The sequence below is a fragment of the Methanococcus voltae genome (assembly GCF_017875395.1).
GTDB classification, from domain to species: domain Archaea; phylum AGJL01; class Methanococci; order Methanococcales; family Methanococcaceae; genus Methanococcus; species Methanococcus voltae_C.
In genome coordinates this window covers 93,633-114,800 of record NZ_JAGGMO010000005.1, presented here as the reverse complement: position 1 = coordinate 114,800, position 21,168 = coordinate 93,633, and the positions used below count along the sequence as shown (strand labels likewise).

Annotated in this window: 19 protein-coding genes; 13 read left to right on the top strand and 6 right to left on the bottom strand. The window is 29.0% G+C overall.

The genetic code is table 11. From position 1 onward, the window contains the following. Positions 1–9 precede the first annotated feature (9 nt). Positions 10–1,614: a Pre-mRNA processing ribonucleoprotein gene (locus J2127_RS06435; RefSeq protein ID WP_209732745.1), complete on the bottom strand. Its 1,605-nt coding sequence runs from the start codon at positions 1,612–1,614 to the stop codon at positions 10–12. A gap of 377 nt (positions 1,615–1,991) precedes the next feature. Between J2127_RS06435 and ftsY the strand changes: the two genes are divergently transcribed. Together ftsY and J2127_RS06425 are read left to right on the top strand one after the other, a co-directional pair. Next, on the top strand, positions 1,992–3,194 hold the full coding sequence (gene ftsY, locus J2127_RS06430) for a signal recognition particle-docking protein FtsY (RefSeq protein WP_209732744.1): 1,203 nt from the start codon (positions 1,992–1,994) through the stop codon (positions 3,192–3,194). 198 nt (positions 3,195–3,392) lie between these two features. Next, entirely contained in the window at positions 3,393–3,662 is a 270-nt protein-coding gene (locus J2127_RS06425; RefSeq protein WP_209732743.1) for a hypothetical protein, read from the top strand. Between the two features lie 63 nt (positions 3,663–3,725). Here the strand turns inward: J2127_RS06425 and J2127_RS06420 are convergent, their stop codons facing one another. Then, the gene (locus tag J2127_RS06420; protein WP_209732794.1) at positions 3,726–5,024 is read right to left on the bottom strand and encodes an Nre family DNA repair protein; all 1,299 of its coding nucleotides are present in this window, start codon (positions 5,022–5,024) and stop codon (positions 3,726–3,728) included. 217 nt (positions 5,025–5,241) lie between these two features. Here J2127_RS06420 and J2127_RS06415 point away from each other — a divergent pair, with 217 nt between their 5' ends. Next, entirely contained in the window at positions 5,242–5,610 is a 369-nt protein-coding gene (locus tag J2127_RS06415; RefSeq protein WP_209732742.1) for a hypothetical protein, read from the top strand. Positions 5,611–5,768: 158 nt separating this feature from the next. Here J2127_RS06415 and cbiT read toward each other — a convergent pair whose 3' ends face one another. Next, positions 5,769–6,356 (bottom strand): precorrin-6Y C5,15-methyltransferase (decarboxylating) subunit CbiT, encoded by a 588-nt coding sequence (gene cbiT, locus J2127_RS06410; protein ID WP_209732741.1) that lies wholly within the window; start codon positions 6,354–6,356, stop codon positions 5,769–5,771. A gap of 214 nt (positions 6,357–6,570) precedes the next feature. On the opposite strand from cbiT, the gene J2127_RS06405 reads away from it, so the two are divergent. From J2127_RS06405 to radA, 4 genes are all read left to right on the top strand, one after another. After that, positions 6,571–6,927 (top strand): hypothetical protein, encoded by a 357-nt coding sequence (locus J2127_RS06405; protein ID WP_209732740.1) that lies wholly within the window; start codon positions 6,571–6,573, stop codon positions 6,925–6,927. 213 nt (positions 6,928–7,140) lie between these two features. Then, positions 7,141–7,518: a hypothetical protein gene (locus J2127_RS06400; protein WP_209732739.1), complete on the top strand. Its 378-nt coding sequence runs from the start codon at positions 7,141–7,143 to the stop codon at positions 7,516–7,518. Between the two features lie 301 nt (positions 7,519–7,819). Next, positions 7,820–8,203, top strand: a complete 384-nt coding sequence (locus J2127_RS06395; protein ID WP_209732738.1) for a hypothetical protein — start codon at positions 7,820–7,822, stop codon at positions 8,201–8,203. A 776-nt stretch (positions 8,204–8,979) separates the two neighbouring features. Then, positions 8,980–9,948 carry a DNA repair and recombination protein RadA gene (gene radA / locus J2127_RS06390; RefSeq protein WP_209732737.1) on the top strand — a complete coding sequence of 323 codons (969 nt, stop codon included), beginning with the start codon at positions 8,980–8,982 and terminating at the stop codon, positions 9,946–9,948. A 156-nt stretch (positions 9,949–10,104) separates the two neighbouring features. Here radA and J2127_RS06385 read toward each other — a convergent pair whose 3' ends face one another. Further along, entirely contained in the window at positions 10,105–11,328 is a 1,224-nt protein-coding gene (locus tag J2127_RS06385) for an acetylornithine transaminase (protein ID WP_209732736.1), read from the bottom strand. Positions 11,329–11,595: 267 nt separating this feature from the next. Here J2127_RS06385 and J2127_RS06380 point away from each other — a divergent pair, with 267 nt between their 5' ends. From J2127_RS06380 to J2127_RS06360, 5 genes are all read left to right on the top strand, one after another. Then, positions 11,596–12,114 (top strand): hypothetical protein, encoded by a 519-nt coding sequence (locus J2127_RS06380; protein ID WP_209732735.1) that lies wholly within the window; start codon positions 11,596–11,598, stop codon positions 12,112–12,114. A gap of 168 nt (positions 12,115–12,282) precedes the next feature. Further along, the gene (locus tag J2127_RS06375; RefSeq protein ID WP_209732734.1) at positions 12,283–14,433 is read left to right on the top strand and encodes an ATP-binding protein; all 2,151 of its coding nucleotides are present in this window, start codon (positions 12,283–12,285) and stop codon (positions 14,431–14,433) included. Positions 14,434–14,745: 312 nt separating this feature from the next. After that, positions 14,746–15,333 carry a hypothetical protein gene (locus tag J2127_RS06370; protein ID WP_209732733.1) on the top strand — a complete coding sequence of 196 codons (588 nt, stop codon included), beginning with the start codon at positions 14,746–14,748 and terminating at the stop codon, positions 15,331–15,333. Between the two features lie 213 nt (positions 15,334–15,546). Next, positions 15,547–16,461: a hypothetical protein gene (locus tag J2127_RS06365; RefSeq protein ID WP_209732732.1), complete on the top strand. Its 915-nt coding sequence runs from the start codon at positions 15,547–15,549 to the stop codon at positions 16,459–16,461. Between the two features lies 1 nt (position 16,462). After that, positions 16,463–18,733: a cohesin domain-containing protein gene (locus tag J2127_RS06360; protein WP_209732731.1), complete on the top strand. Its 2,271-nt coding sequence runs from the start codon at positions 16,463–16,465 to the stop codon at positions 18,731–18,733. 102 nt (positions 18,734–18,835) lie between these two features. On the opposite strand, the gene J2127_RS06355 is transcribed toward J2127_RS06360, so the two are convergent. Continuing rightward, positions 18,836–19,633 carry a D-aminoacyl-tRNA deacylase gene (locus J2127_RS06355; protein WP_209732793.1) on the bottom strand — a complete coding sequence of 266 codons (798 nt, stop codon included), beginning with the start codon at positions 19,631–19,633 and terminating at the stop codon, positions 18,836–18,838. A 252-nt stretch (positions 19,634–19,885) separates the two neighbouring features. Here J2127_RS06355 and serB point away from each other — a divergent pair, with 252 nt between their 5' ends. Further along, the gene (serB, locus tag J2127_RS06350; RefSeq protein ID WP_209732730.1) at positions 19,886–20,578 is read left to right on the top strand and encodes a phosphoserine phosphatase SerB; all 693 of its coding nucleotides are present in this window, start codon (positions 19,886–19,888) and stop codon (positions 20,576–20,578) included. Positions 20,579–20,634: 56 nt separating this feature from the next. Here the strand turns inward: serB and J2127_RS06345 are convergent, their stop codons facing one another. Next, entirely contained in the window at positions 20,635–21,150 is a 516-nt protein-coding gene (locus tag J2127_RS06345; protein WP_209732729.1) for a chorismate--pyruvate lyase family protein, read from the bottom strand. Positions 21,151–21,168: the final 18 nt, after the last annotated feature.

Below are 21,168 nucleotides of genomic sequence, written 5' to 3'. Positions count from 1 at the left end.
TTATTTTTATTATTTGTTAATTTTTGAAGACGTTTTTCCAATAACAACTCTTTCAACTTTACGTTTTTCGCCTTTACCTGCTTTACCGCCTTTGTTTGCGTTGTTAGGTTTACTATCTCTACTTTTTCCATCTCTAGTAGGTTTACTACTTTTCTCGTTTCTTCTGTCGTCGTTTCTACCGTCTCTTCTGCCTTTATTGTCTTTTCCCCTATTATCTCTACTATCCCTATCGTCTCTTCTACCGTCTACCCTACTATCTCTTCTACCATCTCTTTTTTTATCGTCCCTTCTTCTGTCGTCGTTTCTACCGTCTCTTCTTTGAGGTTTTCCTGCACCTGGTTTTCCAGGTCTACTTGGTCTTCCTTTACCTTGTGGTCTTTTGGATTTCTTTTTAACTGGTGGTTTTGGGAATTTAACTTTAATATCTGCTACTTTTTTGTCGATTTGTTCTGATAAGGTGTCTGCAATGTAATTTCCGCTCATATCTGCTTTAATTGCAATGGACATTTTACAAGCAATTGCTCTTGATATTTTACCACGTGTCCAACCTGTAGCACCTTGTATGTAAGGGTGTTGGAATATAATACCGTGTTTTGGAGAGTCTGCTCTTTCTCTTAAGTGTGCAAATAAAGCTTTTTCAGCACCGATAACTTGTATCGTTGAACCCGGTAATATTGAAAGTCTGTCCATACCGCCTGCAAGGCTTATAAGTCTTGCACCGATTGAAGGTCCTGCAATTTTTGTCAAGTTAGGCGCAACTTCAGTCATGGAAACTTCTAAGTAAGCCTGTAATTCTTCTCTGTACTTGTATAAATTGTGTATTTCATTAGCAAGGCTTTTTATAATCTGTAAATCTACTTCCGAGATTTCAGCACCCATAGATTTTTTAGCTGCTAAGGATAAAGTTCTTGCTAAGTTTTGAGGCATCTCTTCTTTTAATCTAGTTCTGGTGTAATTTTCTCTGAATCCGTATTCTGAAACTAATTGTACGTACGCGTCTTGTTTTTTAACAATATTGTCCATTTCTGGGAAGTACAATGAGTACCATTCTCTTAATCTTTCTGAAAATAAGTTTAAGGTCTCATCAAGGTTGTCCAAAGCGTTAACGGTTTGCACGATTAATTTATCTTTTGCCTGTGAACTTCTTTTCATCATCATTTTAGTATATTGAACGGTCCATTCATTCATTTTATTTAAGAAATCGTCTTCCAAATCTTCGAATACGCCGTATTCTAAACCTAATTCATACATAACACTTCTCATAGCGTCGTTTTCAGGTCTAATTTTTGAAGCTTCAAAGCTAATGGTTTCTAATTCTTCAACAGCAATGTCGATAGGTTCTATTCCTTCAGCTTCTTCGCTTTCTTCGCTTTCTTCAGCTTCTTTATTTTTAAGTTCTGTAATTTCTTCGATTAAAGCTTGTTTTAATTCTGCCTTTTTTTCGTTAGCATCTTGCCTTAATTCATACATAATTGATGGAATGTCTTCTTCATCAAATTTTTTAAAGTAAACAATGTTTTTAGTAAGATTCTCAATACTTTGTGTTTCATCTGTTTCGCTTTCGTCTTTTTTAATTACAAAAATACCGTATGGTACTAAAATTGCGCTAAGCATTATAATCACCGTTATAATCCTGATTAATATTAATAGTTAATAATTAATAATTCCTTTTTAATAAAATTAAAATAATTATTGATAAAATTGATGAATTACCCTAATTATTAGTGATAACAATAATGATTATGATAATAATTTATTTTATATCTATAACTCTCTAATATATAGAAATCGAGTATATAAAAATATGTACGCAAGTATATTATATACAATTTGGAATAGCAAACTAGTGAATAATAAGGTAGTGAATAACAAAGTAATATATAATAATTAGTGTGTAACATTATCGTAACAACAAACAACAAATATCGATAAATTAATAAATTTTTAATAAATTAATAAATTAATAAATCGATTAAAATTTGGTGAAATAAATGTTTGGAAGCCTTAAGTCAAAATTAACAAACACCATGAATAAATTGTCCAACAAAATCTACAAAAAAGGCGAAGCTGTAGATGAAGAAGTTAAACCAGTCATCAACGAAAAACAAATCGATGAAGAAATAAACGAAGAAACCAAAAACGAAATAAATCAAATTAAAACCGAAGTAACCGAAGTAACTGAATTAGATGAAAATTCCAAAATAGATGTAAGTGATGAAAACGTTTTAGGAAAATTTGAAAAAACAAAAGTAGGGTTTTTAGATAAATTTAAAATTACAAAAAGCATTAAAAAAGTTTTAAGTAAAGAAGTAGTCCTTACTGAAGACGATATTGAGGAAATATTGGAAGAATTAGAGTTAGAACTATTGGAAGCAGACGTAGCATACGACACTGTTGAAAGTATAATCGAATCTTTAAAAGAAAGATTAATTGGCTTAAAAATTACAAGTGATGACAAACCTGAAGAAATCATTGAAAATGCACTTAAGAGCTCAATTAGAAATATATTGGCACAGGAAAAAATTGATATTGAGCAATTAATCCAAAATAAAAATAAAGAAGGCGAACCTGCCGTAATCATATTTTTAGGAATAAATGGGACTGGAAAAACTACCTCAATATCCAAATTAGCTTATAAATTAAAAGAAAACGGTCATAGCGTAGTAATGGCAGCAGGGGACACTTTTAGAGCTGGGGCAATAGACCAACTCGAAGAGCACGCAAACAATCTTGAAGTTAAGGTTATAAAACATCAAAAAGGCGCAGACAGTGCAGCAGTTATTTTTGATGCAATACAGCACGCAAAAGCTAAAAAAGTTGACGTAGTACTTGCAGATACCGCAGGCAGGCAAACAACCAACATAAATTTAATGTCGGAAATCAAAAAAGTTGTTAGAGTAACAAAACCAGATTTAGTCGTATTTGTGGGCGATTCATTAGCAGGTAACGATGCAATAACTCAGGCAGAAGAATTTAACAATGCAGTTACTATCGACGGAGCAATTTTAACCAAAACAGACGCAGATGCAAAAGGTGGGGCGGCTTTATCAATTGCTCATTCTATAGGAAAACCTATATTATATATGGGTGTAGGTCAAAGATATTCCGATTTACAAGAATTTGATGTCGATTGGATGGTAAATAAATTATTCTCTGAAAATGAAGAAAAATTATCCGTTGAAAGAGAATTTTAAATTCCATTATACTTTTTTTACGTTTTATTTTAATATTTTAGTATTTTTAATATTTCAGTATTATATTATTTTTATTTTTTATATATTCTATAAAAGTACTATTATCCTCGATTAAAATGAGTAACTTTTAATACTTTAAATTTAAAATAGTTTAGTAATGTTAATTGTGCATATATAACATAATATATGGTGGGTAACATGAAGGTAAAAAGAATTCAAAAAATTGATAGATTGAGCGATTTAACAAAGATAGACGCCGAAAGCTTGCTCGATAAAAAAAGCCTTGCAAAAATCTCAGGATCTTGGGTCGATGCCGGAGAAATCGTGGACATCGAAAAATCTGAAATAGAAAACGTGTTTGATGACATTGTTTTTATAAGAACTGAATCAAACGAATGGACTGAAGGTTGCAAATTAATTTTAAATGTCAAAGATAAAGGAAGTTTCATAAAATATTGGAGATATTAAAATTAGAAACTAATATATTAAATTAGAAATTATATCTTGGAATTAAAAATAAAAATTAAATAATTAGAAATATTGCTCCAATAAAGTTTGTCTATTAGTTATTTTTAATATTTTACTTTTTTCAACGTATTTTTCAACAGGAACTATCAAATGCTGTTCTAAACCAGAAATTGCCGATTTTAATGTATCAAACTCGCCAATTTTTTTAGTATCCATTGCAAGTTTAACCCCTTGACGGATTTGCCAAACTCCAACAGGCGCATAATAATCAGGCGTAATTTCACGTATTACAACGATTTTAGCCTGTTTTTTTCTTTTTTGAAGATGCTCCATAATACTCAATCGCGAAGCATGGAACGCGCCCGCAGTTTCTTTTACATAGCCTTTTAAGCCTTTAATACCTTCGTAATCTCCGAGAACGTGATATTCTGCTACTCTACCATACAAAGAACCTTTTAACCATACTTCCATGGCCTCAAAGGCGTATAAATCAGGCATTAATAATATAAAATACCGATTACCCAATAAAGTAGCGTGATACAATTCGTAATTATTAACTACGTTGTAACCTATAACTTCTTTCCGTATTTCTTTGCCAATCATATCTTGAACAGCGGTTATACTCCATTTTGTGGGTACAATTCTTTTATCTATCCCCATTAGCCCCGTAGATAAAAGTTTTATTATGTAGTATTCATCAAATCCTGAATTATAAAGACTCATAACGCCTTCTAATGATTTTATTTCATCATTTACTACGCTATCAGTCTTTTTTGGAATTTTAGGGTTTTCTGCAATATCAAATTTTAAAAGATTTTCTTTTGCACCCATAGGTGATGTGTAGGAGTTCATACCCAAAACCATTTTTGGATTTTTAAGTAATTTCATCTCACTATCTACGGGTTTTATTGACATAGCAATTTCTTGTATATTCTCAATATATCTGGTAGACGTTGGTAAATTAGCATCTCTATAATTATTTTCGACTTTAACATTTGATTTAGTTTCCCCCATAACTAACATTGACCTATAGTGCATAATTTCTTCAATAGAGCTATTTGTCCAGTTTTTAGGATTTTCAAGTTTACCAATATCAAATTCCGTGTTTTTATTGACTGTTTCATTAACTGTTTCATTTAATAATTCGTTAGCTTGTTCAACATCTCCAAAGGTAGGCAACATGGGGCCTATACGTACTTTTGGGTATCCATACTCACCAACGAACAAACTAGGTGGTGAAGCTCCAAAGAATTCTTTTTTTTCTATCAATCCTTTGAATTTTTTGGAAATTCTGAATTTTTGAAGAATTAAACATTTACTTCTACCACATAAATTCTTCCTACCCTTACATATTGAACACACATGACTCAAAAATATCACTTTGTTACGTTATTGATTACTAATTTATTCAATTATATTTCTTTATGATATTATATATAGAAAACTATAAAGAGTCTTCGGAATTTAATATATATGAGGCTTTTACTGAATTCAAATGCCTATTTATCCCATAAATAAATTGAAATATATCAAATATACTAAATATACTTAAAATACACTCATTAATTTCTCTCAGGGGGTGTATATCATTAAAAATCTCACGAAAAATAAAAATAAGCAAAATAATATCATAAAAAATAAAAAAGAATGTGATGAATTAAAAAATACAAAAAATAATCTCTTAAAATCAAATAAGTCCATAAATTCAGAAATCTATTCTGAAATATGCGAAATATTTGTGATAGATGATTTTCAAGGTTTTAAGGAGGAATTCGGTGAAATTTTAAAAGATAAATCTACTTATTGTTTATCTAAGGAAAATGGTATATCTTTTTCAATTGCTCATCGTCTTAAGTCCGATAAAGAATACAAACCTAGAATAGATACCTTATTAAAGGTTGTTCAATCTACGGGCTATAAAATAGCTCTTGTAGGTAAATATGATTAATAAATAATCACTAGCACTAATCTAATAATGATACATTAGTCTAATAATATATTAATGGCAATATAATAAAAATAATATGGAAATATAATAAAAATATAATAATAATAATAATAATTTAATTATTTACCCCTTATAATTTTTTAATATTTTTCAATATTTTACTTTTTAGCAGTTACAATGGTAATTGGGTTTCTTGCAATCATCATATATCCTGATTTTATCTTTCTACCGTAGGAAACATTCATAGTTATCAAATCAATCTCATAACCATAGTTTTCTAAAATTTCAGCAATTGTTAAACCAGTATTTACTACAATGGTATTTGAAACAATTGTTTTTACGCCGTATTCATTAGCTATTTTCAAAATCTCCTCAATATTTTGGGTACCGCCAATAAATATCTTTAAATTTTCTGAAAGCAATTGGTTTAATTCATTCGATTCTTTTAATTCTTTTAATACTTTTTCCAATTCTTCTTTTGCATCTCCAGATATTAGTTCGCAGTTTGTAACATTAAATTTTTCCAAGTTTGCTTTTGCCGTATTAACTGCATCTTCACTACTGTCAATTGCGTAAGCTTTTTTAGCTATCTTAGCCATTTCTACAGTCATTCCTCCACTACCGCATCCTATGTCTATTACCACATCATCATGTGTTAAATTTAGCTTTGATAAGCTCAAAGCTCTGATTTCTTCTTTTGTTATCGGTACGCCGTCATTTCTAATAAATTCTTCATCTTTGATCAAATTATCGCCTTATTTATGTTTTTGAACTGTTTTTTAATCGTTTTATACAAATTGTTTTAATATCCGTTATTTCAGACAATTATATATATTATTTTGTATAATTTTATTATATTATATCTAATTTATAATTGCATAAATAAATTTATAATCAATTTTACTATTCATATGCAATTTACGCAACAAAATACGCAACAAAAATTTACACGGTGAAATAATGTTTACTAAAATATTGACACTCGGTCTTATGGTGCCTTTAATAGCTATAATTGTAATTTTCGTATTGGAAGTTATAAGCACATATATCGGTTTAAAACTTGCTAAAATAGAATCAGAATTTAAAGAAATTTTAAAAGTTTCATTGTACAAAGCAATATTGATTACAGTTTTAAAATTGTTACCATTTGGTAGCATTATAGCATTAATCGCATCAATATTTGTAAACAAGACTTATTTCAATACAGACTGGAATAAAGGTATATTAATAGAATTACCGTTAATAATTTTACAAATAATAGTATTTATATTCAGCATGTTACTTGCAATACTATTAATATCTGCAAATTTTAACTAGATAATTATTTAATTAAATAGTTAAATAACTAAATAACTAATAATTAAATAATTAAATTATACTTTTTTAAAATTATGCAAATGGCTTAATAGTATCAACTACTAACATAATTATAATTATGAAAATAAGTACGATACTACTTAAAAAATAATTAAAAAATAATTAAAAAAATATATTCATAAATTTACGAAAAAAATTTACACGGTGAACAAAATGCACTCAAATGCAATGTTAGGACTAGGATTTTTAGGACTAGGAGTTTTTGCAATTATAATTTTTGCTTTTATTATTGGATTAATTTTAGAACTCATAAACACATATATCGGTTTAAAAATTGTTAAAATAGACTCTGAATTCATTGAAATTTTAAAAGTTTCATCATATAAGGCAGTGACTAGTACAATATTAGGTTTGCTTCCATTTGGATTTATACTCGCTTTCTTAGTAGCGATTTATATAAACAAAACATTCTTTGACACTGATTGGAAAAATGGTTTATTAATTGAATTACCATTGTTAGTATTAGGATTAGTAATCGGATTATTTTTCATGCTAATGATGATATTTTCATTTATTGCATTCGCATATTAAAATTTCTACATATTATATTTTTTAATTTTTAATTTTTAAGTTTTTAATTTTTAATTTTTAGAAAAACCTTGATGAACTAATTTTTTTATATTATATTATGAAAAAGTATATAATTTATGATATATTATATTATAAAATTAGTACAATTGATATTATTAGATTATATATTTACTAATTATTATTTATTGGGTCATTGAATTTAATTTATTGACGCATATTTCAATATAGGTTTGATATGCAGATATAATCAATATGTCGTTATAATATAATATACATTATTATATTGTTGTTTGGTGAAATTGTGAATACTTTTGAGATTATTGCAGGTCTTTCGGCAGTTTTTATAATCATTATATTTTTAATTGGTTTGGTATTGCAGATTGTACTTACATATTTGGGTGTGAAACTTGCTAAAATAGACACTGATTTAGCAAATATAACTAAAGTATCCCTTATTAAATATATTATTGGACTTATAATCGCCTACGTTCCTTTAGGGATTTTTATTAGCTACATTGTTTCAATATATATTAATAAGAGATATTTCAACATAAGCTGGAGACAAGGTTTTATTGTAGAATTGCCATCTTTGATTTTGGGTATTATCATAATAAGTTTGGCAATAATCGCGTTAGTTTCTGGCGGTGAAGATATTTATTCGGCAACTATGGAATTACTTTATTAATTCCAACCTACTTTTTTACTTTTTACTATTTTTACTCTAGATTATTTATTTTATTTTTAACTTAAATTTAGCTTAAATTTAGCTTAATTATTCTATTTTCAATTTTTCAATTTATGATTATATTTATTAGTCGCCCCATTATTTTAATTAATAAAATATATATACTATACAACCTATCTATAAACTGAATAAATTTACAAAAAATAAATAAATTTAGATTTACAAGTACATAGTAAACCCTAAAATAAATTAAATAAATTTAAACAGTTTTGTGAACTTATATCCATTTGCAATTATAATTAATTACAAAATAATATATAATTCAATATCGATATATGAGATTAGTATTCTAATATCTGCCCAACTGCCTTTGAATAAATCCTGGGATTTATAGCTTGCCAACTACGTTGTCAATGGGTGGACGGCTGTAACAACTCTCTTCGAGAGTTTAATATATGAGATTAATATTCTATATCTTTATTAATTGTACCGTATATTATTTAAAAAAATTATACACATTCGAAATAGTGATATTAAAAATTACTAGTTAATATACTATAATATAAATAATAAATTTAATGTGTATCGAAAAGAGCAATTACTAATTAAAAACGATTAATGATAATAAAATAACAAAATAACAAAATAATTATTAATAACGTTTATTTTGGTAATAATTAATGGATATCGTTCTATTTTTAAAACCTATTAAATACTTTGAATATAATGAATACACAAATTATCAATATATTACAAGTTAAAATAAAGGTGAGTTTATGAGTGATAATTTAACTGATTTGCCAGGAGTAGGTCCTTCAACCGCTGAAAAATTAGTAGAAGCTGGTTACATAGACTTTATGAAAATAGCTACTGCAACAGTAGGGGAGTTAACCGACATTGAAGGCATAAGTGAAAAAGCAGCCGCTAAAATGATTATGGGTGCAAGAGATTTATGTGATTTGGGTTTTAAAAGTGGTATTGACTTATTGAAACAAAGAAGTACAGTATGGAAGTTATCAACAAGTAGCAGTGAATTAGATAGTGTATTGGGTGGCGGATTAGAAAGCCAATCAGTAACTGAATTCGCAGGTGTTTTCGGAAGTGGTAAAACCCAGATTATGCACCAAAGTTGTGTAAACTTACAAAACCCAGAATTTTTATTCTACGATGAAGGATCAGTATCTGAAGACGAATTAGCACAACCAAAAGCTGTTTACATCGATACAGAAGGTACATTCAGACCTGAAAGAATCATGCAAATGGCAGAACATGCAGGAATTGATGGTCAAACAGTTTTAGACAATACATTCGTTGCAAGAGCTTATAACTCCGATATGCAAATGTTATTCGCTGAAAAGATAGAGGACCTTATACAAGAAGGAAACAACATTAAATTGGTTGTAATCGACTCTTTAACCAGTACTTTCAGAAATGAATACACCGGTAGGGGAAAATTAGCTGAAAGACAACAGAAATTAGGTAGGCACATGGCTACATTAAACAAGTTAGCAGACCTTTTTAACTGTGTCGTACTTGTTACAAACCAGGTTTCAGCAAAACCGGACGCATTCTTTGGTATGGCGGAACAAGCTATCGGTGGTCACATTGTAGGTCACGCAGCTACTTTCAGATTCTTTGTTAGAAAAGGAAAAGGCGACAAGAGAGTTGCTAAATTATACGACTCACCACACTTGCCAGACGCAGAGGCAATCTTTAGAATTACTGAAAAAGGTATTCAAGATTAATTAAAAACTAAAGCTAAAAATAAAAATTAAAATAAAAATTAAAATAAAAAAATAAAAAATTAATTTATTTTTACATATTTTTTACATTTTATTATATTAATTCATTGTATGATATTATTATATTCAGTTATTATACAATTATTCTATTTATTCTATTTATTCTATTTTTGAAAATATTTCATCCAAAGCATTTATTAAGCTATCTATATGCTCTTTTTCAACTATCAAAGGTGGTACGAACCTTAAAACGGTATCTGAGGTACAGTTTATTAAGTATCCTTTTTCAAGCATTTTAAGTACGAGGTCTGAGCCATTAAATGTTAATTGGATACCCAACATAAGTCCAAGTCCTCTAACTTCTGTGATGAACTCGTACTTGTCTTTTAACTCATTTAATCTACCTTTGAAGTATTCTCCAATCTCTGAAGCATATTCTAGTTGATTTTGTAGTAATTCCAATGTTTTTAAAGATGTAGCACAAGCTATCGGGTTGCCCCCAAATGTAGTACCGTGACTTCCAGGTTGGAAAGCTTCTGCAACTTCATTTTTAGCAACAATGGCGCCAATTGGGAAACCATTTCCAAGTGCTTTGGCAAGTGTCACAATGTCAGGTATTATCCCGTAGTGTTCATATGCAAACATTTTTCCAGTTCTTCCCATACCGCACTGAACTTCATCAAATATCAATATAATGTCGAGTTCATCGCAAATTTTTCTAACTTCTTTTAAGTATTCTTTATCAACTGGGTAAACGCCACCTTCCCCTTGAACTGGTTCGATGATTATGGCGGATGTATGTTCTGAAACCATTTCTTTGAGTGCTTCTATATCATTAAAAGGAGCATATCTAAAACCTGTTGGTAATGGTTCGAATCCTTCTTGGTATTTTGGTTTAGGGGTAGCTGTAATTGTTGTTAAAGTTCTACCATGGAATGAATGTTCCATAGAAATAACTTCCCCGCTTTTAATGAAACCTTTTTTACTACTGATGTGCTTACCATATCTACGAGCAAGCTTTATCGCAGCTTCGTTTGCTTCTGCACCACTGTTGCAAAAGAAAGCCTTACCCAATCCGCTTAATCCAACAAGTTTTTTACCTAGTTCAACTTGTGGGATATTGTAGTAAATGTTTGAAATGTGCATCAAATTGTCGATTTGAGATTTTAAAGCTTCCACAATCTCAGGATGGCAATGCCCCATATTATTAACTGCAATACCTGCCAAAAAGTCAAGGTATTCATTACCATCAACGTCATAAACTTTCATACCTTCTCCTTTTGTAATTACAATAGGTAATCGTCCGTAAGTATGAATTATATTTTCACTTTCATCTTTAATTATTTTTTGGGTTCTTTCTGATAATCTTTCTAAATTCGGCATAATTTTCCTCATGATTAATTTATTTATTTAACTAAGTTAGCTGCATTAACTAATCTATCTAATTTATTTAATTAGTTAATTTAACTATTATTAATTTCATTTTTGTTGTTATTTTCATTATTAAGAATATAACATATTATAATAACTTAATTAGATATTTAAATCCTACGATTATCGCAATTAATTTTAGTATATAATCTTTATATATTATTTTTACCAATATTTAATTTACAATATAATTGAGTCACAGGATTTGAGGATGATATTTTGGATGCTTATTCATTACTATTTTTAAAATGTACCGAATACGAAGTTTACAATGGCGAACAGAAAGTTCCACTCTGGCAAATTACAAAAGAGGATGTAATGACCAAAAAAATAAATTTTGACTTACCCTGGTCAAGTATCCAAGATTTGGCAATCTCTTTATTTGACATACTTAAGGATCAAAGGAGAAATCCTGATTTATCATACATAAATCTCGAAGAAATATTGGTGGGTATAGCCTTCTTAAAATCTGAAAGTTCCGGAGCTTCATTAATATCTAGTCAAGATATGGCAACTATTGCCTGTATTGATCACTTAAACGATTTACTATCTGCAAGAATATCAAAAATATGTGCACACCACGCCCCTACAAGGATACCAGAAACAGCATGCTTTTTTGAAAAATTAGCATTTGGTTTCCCTCAAAAAAAGGATGTAAAGATTACAATTAGCCCAGAATTAAATAATATTATTCAAAAACTTAGAAATTGTGATTTTGAAAGTGAATTAATAAAATAAAGTGAATTAATAATACAATAGATAATAAAATAATACGTAATAAAATAACACATCTCAATTAATTAAGTAATTAATTAAGTAATTAACTACTATCTAGACTTTACTTTATTAAAATTCAATTAATTATCTTATTTTAATTTAAAAACATCTCATTGCAGTGATAATAACATGTATAATATTGAATTAGACTTTGATGAAGAATACTTCGTAAATACGTACGGTTCTAAGATTAAAAAATTTATAAAAGACGAATTAGCAATAAATACGGTTCGAGACAACGTTTTTGAATTTGATATAAAAAAGTTTATGCACGAAAATATCGAAGCCTGTGATATCACAGACCACATATACGAAAATCCAAAATTATCGGAAGATACAATATTCCAAATTTTCAAAGAAGCATATTTAGAACTTTTTTCTACAAATGAATCAAGAAATTTAGAGAAAGAACTCGAAAAAATACAAATAGCATTCAAAAATCCCGTAGGTTGCGATAGGAAAATAGATGAAGTTACATCCTCCGAAATTAATAATTTAGTTAAATTTGAAGGGAATATCATAAAAGCAGCTAAAGTATGCGCACTTTTAAAAAAGGCTTGCTTTGTATGCCCAAGTTGTGGAAATATCCAGTATAAAACCGTTAGGGACTATTTTATGCCCTTAAAAATGTACTGTAGGAATCAGAATTGCGGGACTGAAATGAAGCTCGACCAAGATAATTCAACCTATGCAAATATTCAAGAATTGGAGATTCAACAACCAATCGATTTAATGAAAAATCCTGATGACCCGCCAAGAAGTATAAGGACTTTCTTGGAAAATTCAAACGGGATTTATTCTGGAAGGGTTGACGTGGTCGGAACAGTGATGAAAAAACAATCCCGTCCCAATATGCCTGTTTATGAGATTTATACACGAAGTAATTCAATAAACGTAAGTGAAAACTTCCAGAAAATAGAGGTTAAGGATCTTTTAAGAGATGGGGAAAAAGTAGAATTACTTAAGGAACTCGGAAAAAATAAAAATATCATTGATATACTGTCTCAATTCTTAATACCTCAAATTAAGGGGCACGATTTAGTAAAAAAGGCAATTTTATTGCAACAAGTTAAAGGTTGTATTAAATACTTACCTGATGGTTCAGAATTAAGGAATGACAGCCACATTTTATTAATTACCGATCCAGGTATTGGTAAATCTACAATGTTAAGGAGAATAGCAAGATTGTTCCCACAAAACGGTTATGCTTCAGTTACTACCGCAACCGGTGGTGGTTTAACTGCAAACGTTGTAAGGGAAGCTACGGAAATTGGTGACGGTTGGGTAGTTAAGCCAGGGGTTTTCGTTAAAGCTAACCAGGGTACGGCTTGTATAGATGAATTAACAGTTGATAAAAACGTTATGAAGTTTATATTGGAAGCCATGGAGAGTCAAACAATACACATTAATAAAGGGGGTATAAATGTTAAATTGCCTGCAAAATGTGCAGTTTTAGCAGCTTGTAACCCAAAATACGGTAGATTCGATAGAAATTTAGGCGTAGTGGAGCAATTAAATATGCCTCAACCTTTATTGAGCAGATTTGATTTAATATTCCCTTTAAAAGATAATCCCGATAGAAAGAGGGATGCAGAGATTGCAGACCACATTTTAAGTACACACTATGAGAGTGCTACAAAACAATACGATGTGCTAGCAGATTTAAATGTCGGCGGAATAACCGTGGATGACGAACTCTTAAAGAATTATATCATATTTGCTAGGACGTGCGCTTATATAGAAGACAATAAGAACTTGTACTTACGAGAAACTGATTCAAAGCTTTTAAAAACTCCAAGTTTAAACAAAAATTCTATGAAAATGATTAAGGATTTCTACGTAGATATGCGTAAACACGGCGAAGGTAATAATCCAATACCTATAACTGCAAGACAGCTTGAAGCAGTCGTTAGGATATCGGAAATGCACGCAAAAGCAAGATTATCTGATAAGGTAAACGAAAAAGACACGAAAGTTGCAATTGATATAATCGAAGAATGTTTAAGACAAGTCGCTTTTGACCCTGAAACAGGCACTTTTGACATAGATAAAGGCATGGGTAAGATTCCAAAGTCCAAAATGGATAAAATGAACATGATTATGGACATAATAAGAGAATTATCTGCAATAAGTGAAAATAAACTTGCTAACAAGGACGAGATTATAGATAGAGCAGAAGAATTCCATATAAAAGAAATTGAAGTTGAAGATTTATTGGAAAAATTAGCAAAGAATGCAGAAGTATTTTCGCCTAAATTTGGTAAGTATAGGCTTACTTAAATTAATAAAATACATTAATATCCTTTTAATTTATTTTTTTCGAATATAATTTTATTTTTATATTATTATTACGCCATTATTGCATTATTTTTTTATATTATTTTTATATCATTCTCCTATTATTTTATGTTTTACTATTCTACTTTATTTTATCTGTGGTAAAGTTATTTATATTATAATATACAATAATAATCATAAATTATTATAGATTACTTTATAATCATTAAACTTAACTTTACATATTTTTTAATTATTATCTTATCAAATCATATATAATAAATTAAAATGGTATAGAAAATGGGAGGTATTAACATGAAAGATCTAAAAGTAAAAATAAGCTTTATTTTGGGCTTAATTTTATTGTTGGGTGTCGGAACTTCATTTGCAATGGCAAATCCTGAAGTTACTTCGGATAATACTCAGGCAAGTGATTTTAACGTAGAATTAATTCCTAATGCTGACTTAAACAACATAAGCGTCGGGCAAACCTTTGACATAACCGTTAAATATACTCAAAATATTGAAGATTTAGCAGGCTTAGAAACAAGTTTAGAGCTACCTGGTAGTTTAGAAATAGTTTCCGTTAAAGGAAATGACCATTTAAAAGAATTGGCAACCGAACAATTCTATAAATTAAAGACAAATGACAATATAATAATTAATTCTTTCGTTGTTTTCGACGGAACAATCGACGATAAAGCGAACTTGTATACTGTAACAGTTAAAGCTACATCCCCTGGAGATTACTATTCCCTCTTAAAATACGAATATTCAAACAGTAAAGGTGATTCAACACCTAAAGAATATTTAAAAAGTCAAATGATAATTAATGGGGAAGAAAAAAACGATAAAGGATTTTTTGATTCAATAATTGATATGATATTAAGTATTTTTAAATAAATGGGTTTAATACGTTATAAATTTTAATTTAAAGTAGTATATTCAAATATAAATTAAAATTTAAAATAAAATATAAATTAAAATATAAATTAACCCCTTTAAACAAGTTTTTTCAATAAATAATTGGTCAATAAACTCAAATAACCCTTTAATACATGAATTATTTTTATAATTAGTTTATAATTATTTTTTTTAACTTTCGGATGGTTTATTATGAAATTGAATATTAAAAATAAAGATGTCACTAGTAAATATCGATATTTATCCATATTATGTGTATTGTTAATATTTTTTTTAGCTATTTGTAATACATCGTATGCTTCAGACGACGATGAAAAAAATAATCTTAGAGTAAAGCTCATTGAACACGATAAGACAAAATATCGTGATGAATTAGAGTATGACGGCAATAATATTGTTCTTGATGTGGTTATCGAAAATATTCCTAACAATTTTGGATATTCTGAACGTTCTGATGATAAGGACGGGGGCTGTAAGGGCGTAGACCTATTAATGAATTATTCGACCGAATATTTGAAGCCCGTGAGTTTTAATTGGAGTGAGGATTTTAAAGATACCAAACTTAAACGCTACGAGATGAAAGATGGAAAGCTAGATTTATCAATATCTTTTGAAGATTTAGTGACTAAAGACTTTATTATGGGTACTATCACCTATACTCCAATAAAAAAAGGAGAAACTGAATTAACCATGGGTGGCGATATAACGTCAAATTATGGGCAATCCTACAATGGAAATAACCCTTATTATAAGGATATTGAAAAATTAGAAATTTCAGGAAGGTATCCTTCAATAACTTACTATGATTTAAAGTTAGATATTAAAAAAGAGTCTAATTACACCGGAGAAACAAAAACAACTGAAAAAACCGACGATGACACTGCAAATATGGGCGGGTCTGACCCTTCAAACTTAAATATTCGGGTAAATCAGGGACAACCTGTAATCCATGTTAAAGAAATAAATGTTTCACAAATAGAGCCTAAAATAAGTGTAAATTTAGATACTGAAACAGTTTTTGATGTTAAATTAGTAGTTTTGGCAATAGTAATAGGTTTAATTTCTGGAGTAGCTTTTGGTTTATTCTCACGAATTGGGGGTAAATAAAATGAATATTAAAAATAAGATAAAATTTTCAATTTGTTTAATGATATTGTTATTTATTATTCCAAATAATTGCATAGCTACAACTCCTAATACGGATTATACTATGTCTTTAGAGCCAAATAGTAAGACTGTAGCTGTAGGCGATTCTTTTAATATTGTATTATGGGGAAATACTCCAAAAGTATCTGCTATACAGTCTAAATTTAATTATGACACTAGTATGTTGGAATTAACAAACATAGAACTTGGTTCAATTTCTGATAGTGCATCAAGTAAGCGTACGGATCTTTCGTCGTCTTTAATAACGATGTTATGGTTTAACCCCAGTACTGCCCCAGAAGGTTATTATAAGATTGCAACCTTGTCATTTAAGGTTTTAAAAGGTGGAAATACTACTATAATACCTAGAAGCTATGAATTTTCAGATAATAACGGTGTTTCAGTAACCCCGGTTACTAATTCCGCTAATATAATAGTTTCGGGAGGTATGAAAGCTGAATTAATTCTTAAAACGCCAAAACCTAACGTTGATAATGAAGCAGTTTTAAAAATATATGGTATTGACGCATCTGACCCAAATTTAAAAAATATAACGGGTAATTTTAATTTTAACGGAGATAACAATAATAATGTCGAATTAATTGGTAATTACGATATAAAAGTTGCTAATTCTCAATATAATTACTATATGATTGACACGTCAAAAAATTCATTTGTTATATCCTTAAAAGATGTTTTAGATGAAAATTATGATAAAGGTTATACATTCAATGAAATTATAAAAATACCTTTAAAATTAAATAATTTAGTGGATGATCCCAAAAATACCATATTGTACAATGTTAGCGTTGGAGATAGGAATGTTTATGATAAAAAGGTTTCTTACGATAGTTCTACAATAGTAGACAATAATCCATACTTTGCCATAGTTCCCGCAGGTTCTTCGACAGCCGTCTCTTCAACAGATTTGAAATTCTGTAAATATGAGAAATTTAGGCTAAAAGCATTTAATATGAAAGACAATAACTTAACAAAATTTTCAGGTTATATATTTGTAGACGAAGACAAATTTTCGGCAGACGAATTTAGAATATCTCAATTTTCAACAGTATATGATAAAGTAAATTACTCAAAATTAGAAATAAACGAGAGTTATTTAAAATATAACCTAACATTATCAAAAGGAATTGAAGAGGAAGATTATACAGTCTTAGAATTCAGAATAACTCCTTCACATAATAAGAATACTAGTTCTCCATTAATTTTGGGAAATTTCAGTGTCGAAAATAATGATACAAAAATAGATGTGGATATAAAAGATATCACAATTAATATTTTGGAAAAAGACGAAAATATGCCCCCATCTATCTCGATAGGCTATGCAGTTTCAGATAATAATTATATATCCTTCCTTCCATTAATGTTAGACCCGGATGATGATACTGAAGATTTGGAATTAGACTGGAAATTTGGAGATGGTGACGACTCTACAATGGATGAACCTTCTCATAAGTATGATTACGGTCAATATTCAGTATCCTGTACAGTAACTGATAAATTAGATGCAACCGATTCAGTAAGCGGTCATTTAATTTTAAAAGAATATAATGTATTGAATTACACTTTTGAGCAATTAGGGGTAGATTTAAATAATTCCGCTCAACAAAATTATACAAATAATGTAACGTATCTCGCAAACTTTAAACTTTATAACCCGTTAAGTGCTGACGTTAGTGCTTATGCCACGTTTAAAAATCCTAACGGCTATAAAGTAATTGAAAATAGCACTACTGGCACATCCTGTAACAAAATTATAATACCTGCAAAAGAAAAAAGAAATTTAACCATGTTGATTACTTCGTCATCAAAAAAACCATTTGATGTAAAGTGGGATGTTAAATACTATCCAAGCTCTAAAACACAGGATGATGAGTTTTATGTTCAATACTACGAATGGAATTTTGTAGAAAAATCATTTGACGGCGTTATTAGTTCTCTAAACGATCCTAAATATAAAGATATTACCTTAGGAAATCAGGAAGTGACTTTTAAGGTAAATAAAATTCCTGAGATAAAAGAGTATGAAATTACGAAGAAAATTGAGGTTATATCACCTAATTCCGTAGTTTTATACATAATTTTAACCGTCATAAGCTTTACAATGGGTTTATCTTTGGCAATTGTTATAAAAAATCCTAGAAATCGTAGAATTTTATTATATCGGTTAAGAAATAATTTTAGAAAAATATATAACCATATTAGGGGTTATTAAATTAAAATAAAGATATAATATAATAAAATAAACTAATAAAATAATAAAATAATAAAATAAAATAATAAAATAATAAAAAAATTACTATTTTATATCTTTTTATTAAATTCTTAACCATTCAATACCTAATTCTTCGAGCCATTGTATATATCTTCTTTTGTCTTCGCCATATAGACCTTTCCAATCAATTAAAACAATATCTACAGGCTGTTTAGTCAAAAGTTGCATAAACATATTCTTTGATAATTTAGCATATTTGGGAACCAAGAAACCCATATAATATTCATCATTTAGGGCTAATTTTGTAAATTTTGGACTGTAGTGACCCCCTCCAAGTCCTACCGCTCTTTTTAATGGTTTATGTTCGTTTTTTAATAACATATTCAATGTGTTATCAAGTGCATTAGCAACAATAACTGCAGGGTCTTTCATTTGCCATTGTTCCTCAGTACTACCTATTTCTACGAATACACACGGCGCATCTAAATCGGTAGGACCGTGATGTAATACTTCAAAGCTAACTTCAAATTCTATTTCTTCGCCGGTTTTTTCGTCGATACATTTGGTATTGTATTCATTTATCTTTTGTAAAAGTATAGTGTTTAATTCGGGCATACAGTGCGGTATCTCTTCAGGATTTCCGCCATGGGAGTTATCTTCTGTAAGATTACCTTGCGTATGGACTGTAAGAGTTGGTTTACCTGTAGCACTAGCGTGTTTGGATAAAAAGATATAACAGTCTGCATGAGGGTAGGAACTTTTATTTGTTCTTGTAGTTCTATTATCAATTTCAAAAACTTCATAACCTTTTTTTTGCATTTCTTCCTTTAAGTTTTGACTTGCAGGGTCTTGTTTTGAGGAAATCAATAAATAATTTTTAATGTCAAACTCTTTAGACATTTTAGGTATGTTATTTTCATTACTTAATTTATTCATAATATCACAAATATTTTTAATCTTTTAATTTTTAATTTTTAATTTTTAATTTTTTAACATTAATTAACATATCTTTGAAAACTATATAAATATTTAGATAAAATTTAAATAATTAAATCCTCTAATCGATATATAATAAGAATACAATTAGTAAAGTAGTAAATTATTAATATTAAATTATTAATTTAACTTAACTTATTAACTTTGGTGAATTTAATGAATGATAACAAACAAGAACAACTTAACCAGAATGAACAAATTAAACAACCCTGTAGTAAAAGAAAAATAATTTTATTTGATTTAGATAGTACATTGGTAGATTGCGAAGTAATCGACGAATTAGGAAGACTTAATAACGTCGAAAAAGAAGTTGAGCAAATAACAAAGGATGCAATGGATGGAAAATTAGAATTTGAACAAGCTCTAGAAAAAAGAGTACAATTGTTAAAAGGATTATCCGAAACACAAATTTTAGAGTTTTTAGAAAGTATACAATTAATGAATGGGGCAAAAGAAACACTTTCTAAATTAAAGGAACACGGATATATAACAGGTGTTGTAAGTGGCGGTTTTACATTTGCAACAGCACGAGTAAAGGATTTATTAGATTTAGATTATCATTTTGCTAATGAATTAGTTTATAAAGATGGAGTACTTACTGGAGAAGTTATAAAAAACGTTTCAAGTAGGTTAGCTAAAGGGGAAATATTAGCAAAAATAGCGGAAAAAGAAAACATAGATTTAAAAGATACTGTAGTAGTTGGCGATGGTGCAAATGACGTCAGTATGTTTAATATCGCAGGTTTAGGAATCGCATTTTGTGCAAAACCTGTTTTAAAAGATATCGCAGACTACTGCATTGATGAAAAAGATTTAAGTCATATCTTAAAAATTTTAAAAATAGAGTAATTAATTTTTATTTTATTATTTTATTTTATTATTTTATTTTATTTTATTATTTTATTTTAATTTTTTAAATGATCTTCAATATTGAAATATTCGTCAATTTCCATAATTGGCTTACTATTATGAATTATATAATATTTTCTTTGAGGTAATTCTTCCCTAATCGGATTTAATAAACTTTTGGCATCTTCAGGTATTTCTGAAACACTAATCTTTTCGATTTCCCTACGGGTTTCCAAGTTATGAATTTTTAGAATTTTACCGATTGGTATGTCTGCAGAAAGGAGGTCTCTTTTAACGCTTTCTCTTATGTAATAGTCCTCAATATTGATTAATGGGGTTTTTGATGTGGCGTATATCAAAGGGACTTCATTAACATAGAGGGCAACAGCCCTATGATTAACATTATCGATTATTTCTTGATAAACTGTTTTTACAACAACCTTACCTTCAAAAATGATTTCTAATAAGTTCGTAATGCTTCCGTCAGTACCGAGTAATATTTTTTCAACATCTGACAATCCGTACTGTTCTTTAAGTTCTGAAATAACTTTGTAGGGTTTAATATTGACCATACATTCACCAGTAATTAA

What these genes read in the sequence shown, in the direction of transcription:
- J2127_RS06435 (WP_209732745.1), bottom strand. Translation starts at nt 1,614, where the DNA reads ATGCTTAGCGCAATTTTAGTACCATACGGTATTTTTGTAATTAAAAAA.
- ftsY (WP_209732744.1), top strand. Translation starts at nt 1,992, where the DNA reads ATGTTTGGAAGCCTTAAGTCAAAATTAACAAACACCATGAATAAATTG.
- J2127_RS06425 (WP_209732743.1), top strand. Translation starts at nt 3,393, where the DNA reads ATGAAGGTAAAAAGAATTCAAAAAATTGATAGATTGAGCGATTTAACA.
- J2127_RS06405 (WP_209732740.1), top strand. Translation starts at nt 6,571, where the DNA reads ATGTTTACTAAAATATTGACACTCGGTCTTATGGTGCCTTTAATAGCT.
- J2127_RS06400 (WP_209732739.1), top strand. Translation starts at nt 7,141, where the DNA reads ATGCACTCAAATGCAATGTTAGGACTAGGATTTTTAGGACTAGGAGTT.
- radA (WP_209732737.1), top strand. Translation starts at nt 8,980, where the DNA reads ATGAGTGATAATTTAACTGATTTGCCAGGAGTAGGTCCTTCAACCGCT.
- J2127_RS06385 (WP_209732736.1), bottom strand. Translation starts at nt 11,328, where the DNA reads ATGCCGAATTTAGAAAGATTATCAGAAAGAACCCAAAAAATAATTAAA.
- J2127_RS06375 (WP_209732734.1), top strand. Translation starts at nt 12,283, where the DNA reads ATGTATAATATTGAATTAGACTTTGATGAAGAATACTTCGTAAATACG.
- J2127_RS06370 (WP_209732733.1), top strand. Translation starts at nt 14,746, where the DNA reads ATGAAAGATCTAAAAGTAAAAATAAGCTTTATTTTGGGCTTAATTTTA.
- J2127_RS06365 (WP_209732732.1), top strand. Translation starts at nt 15,547, where the DNA reads ATGAAATTGAATATTAAAAATAAAGATGTCACTAGTAAATATCGATAT.
- J2127_RS06360 (WP_209732731.1), top strand. Translation starts at nt 16,463, where the DNA reads ATGAATATTAAAAATAAGATAAAATTTTCAATTTGTTTAATGATATTG.
- J2127_RS06355 (WP_209732793.1), bottom strand. Translation starts at nt 19,633, where the DNA reads ATGTCTAAAGAGTTTGACATTAAAAATTATTTATTGATTTCCTCAAAA.
- serB (WP_209732730.1), top strand. Translation starts at nt 19,886, where the DNA reads ATGAATGATAACAAACAAGAACAACTTAACCAGAATGAACAAATTAAA.
- J2127_RS06345 (WP_209732729.1), bottom strand. Translation starts at nt 21,150, where the DNA reads ATGGTCAATATTAAACCCTACAAAGTTATTTCAGAACTTAAAGAACAG.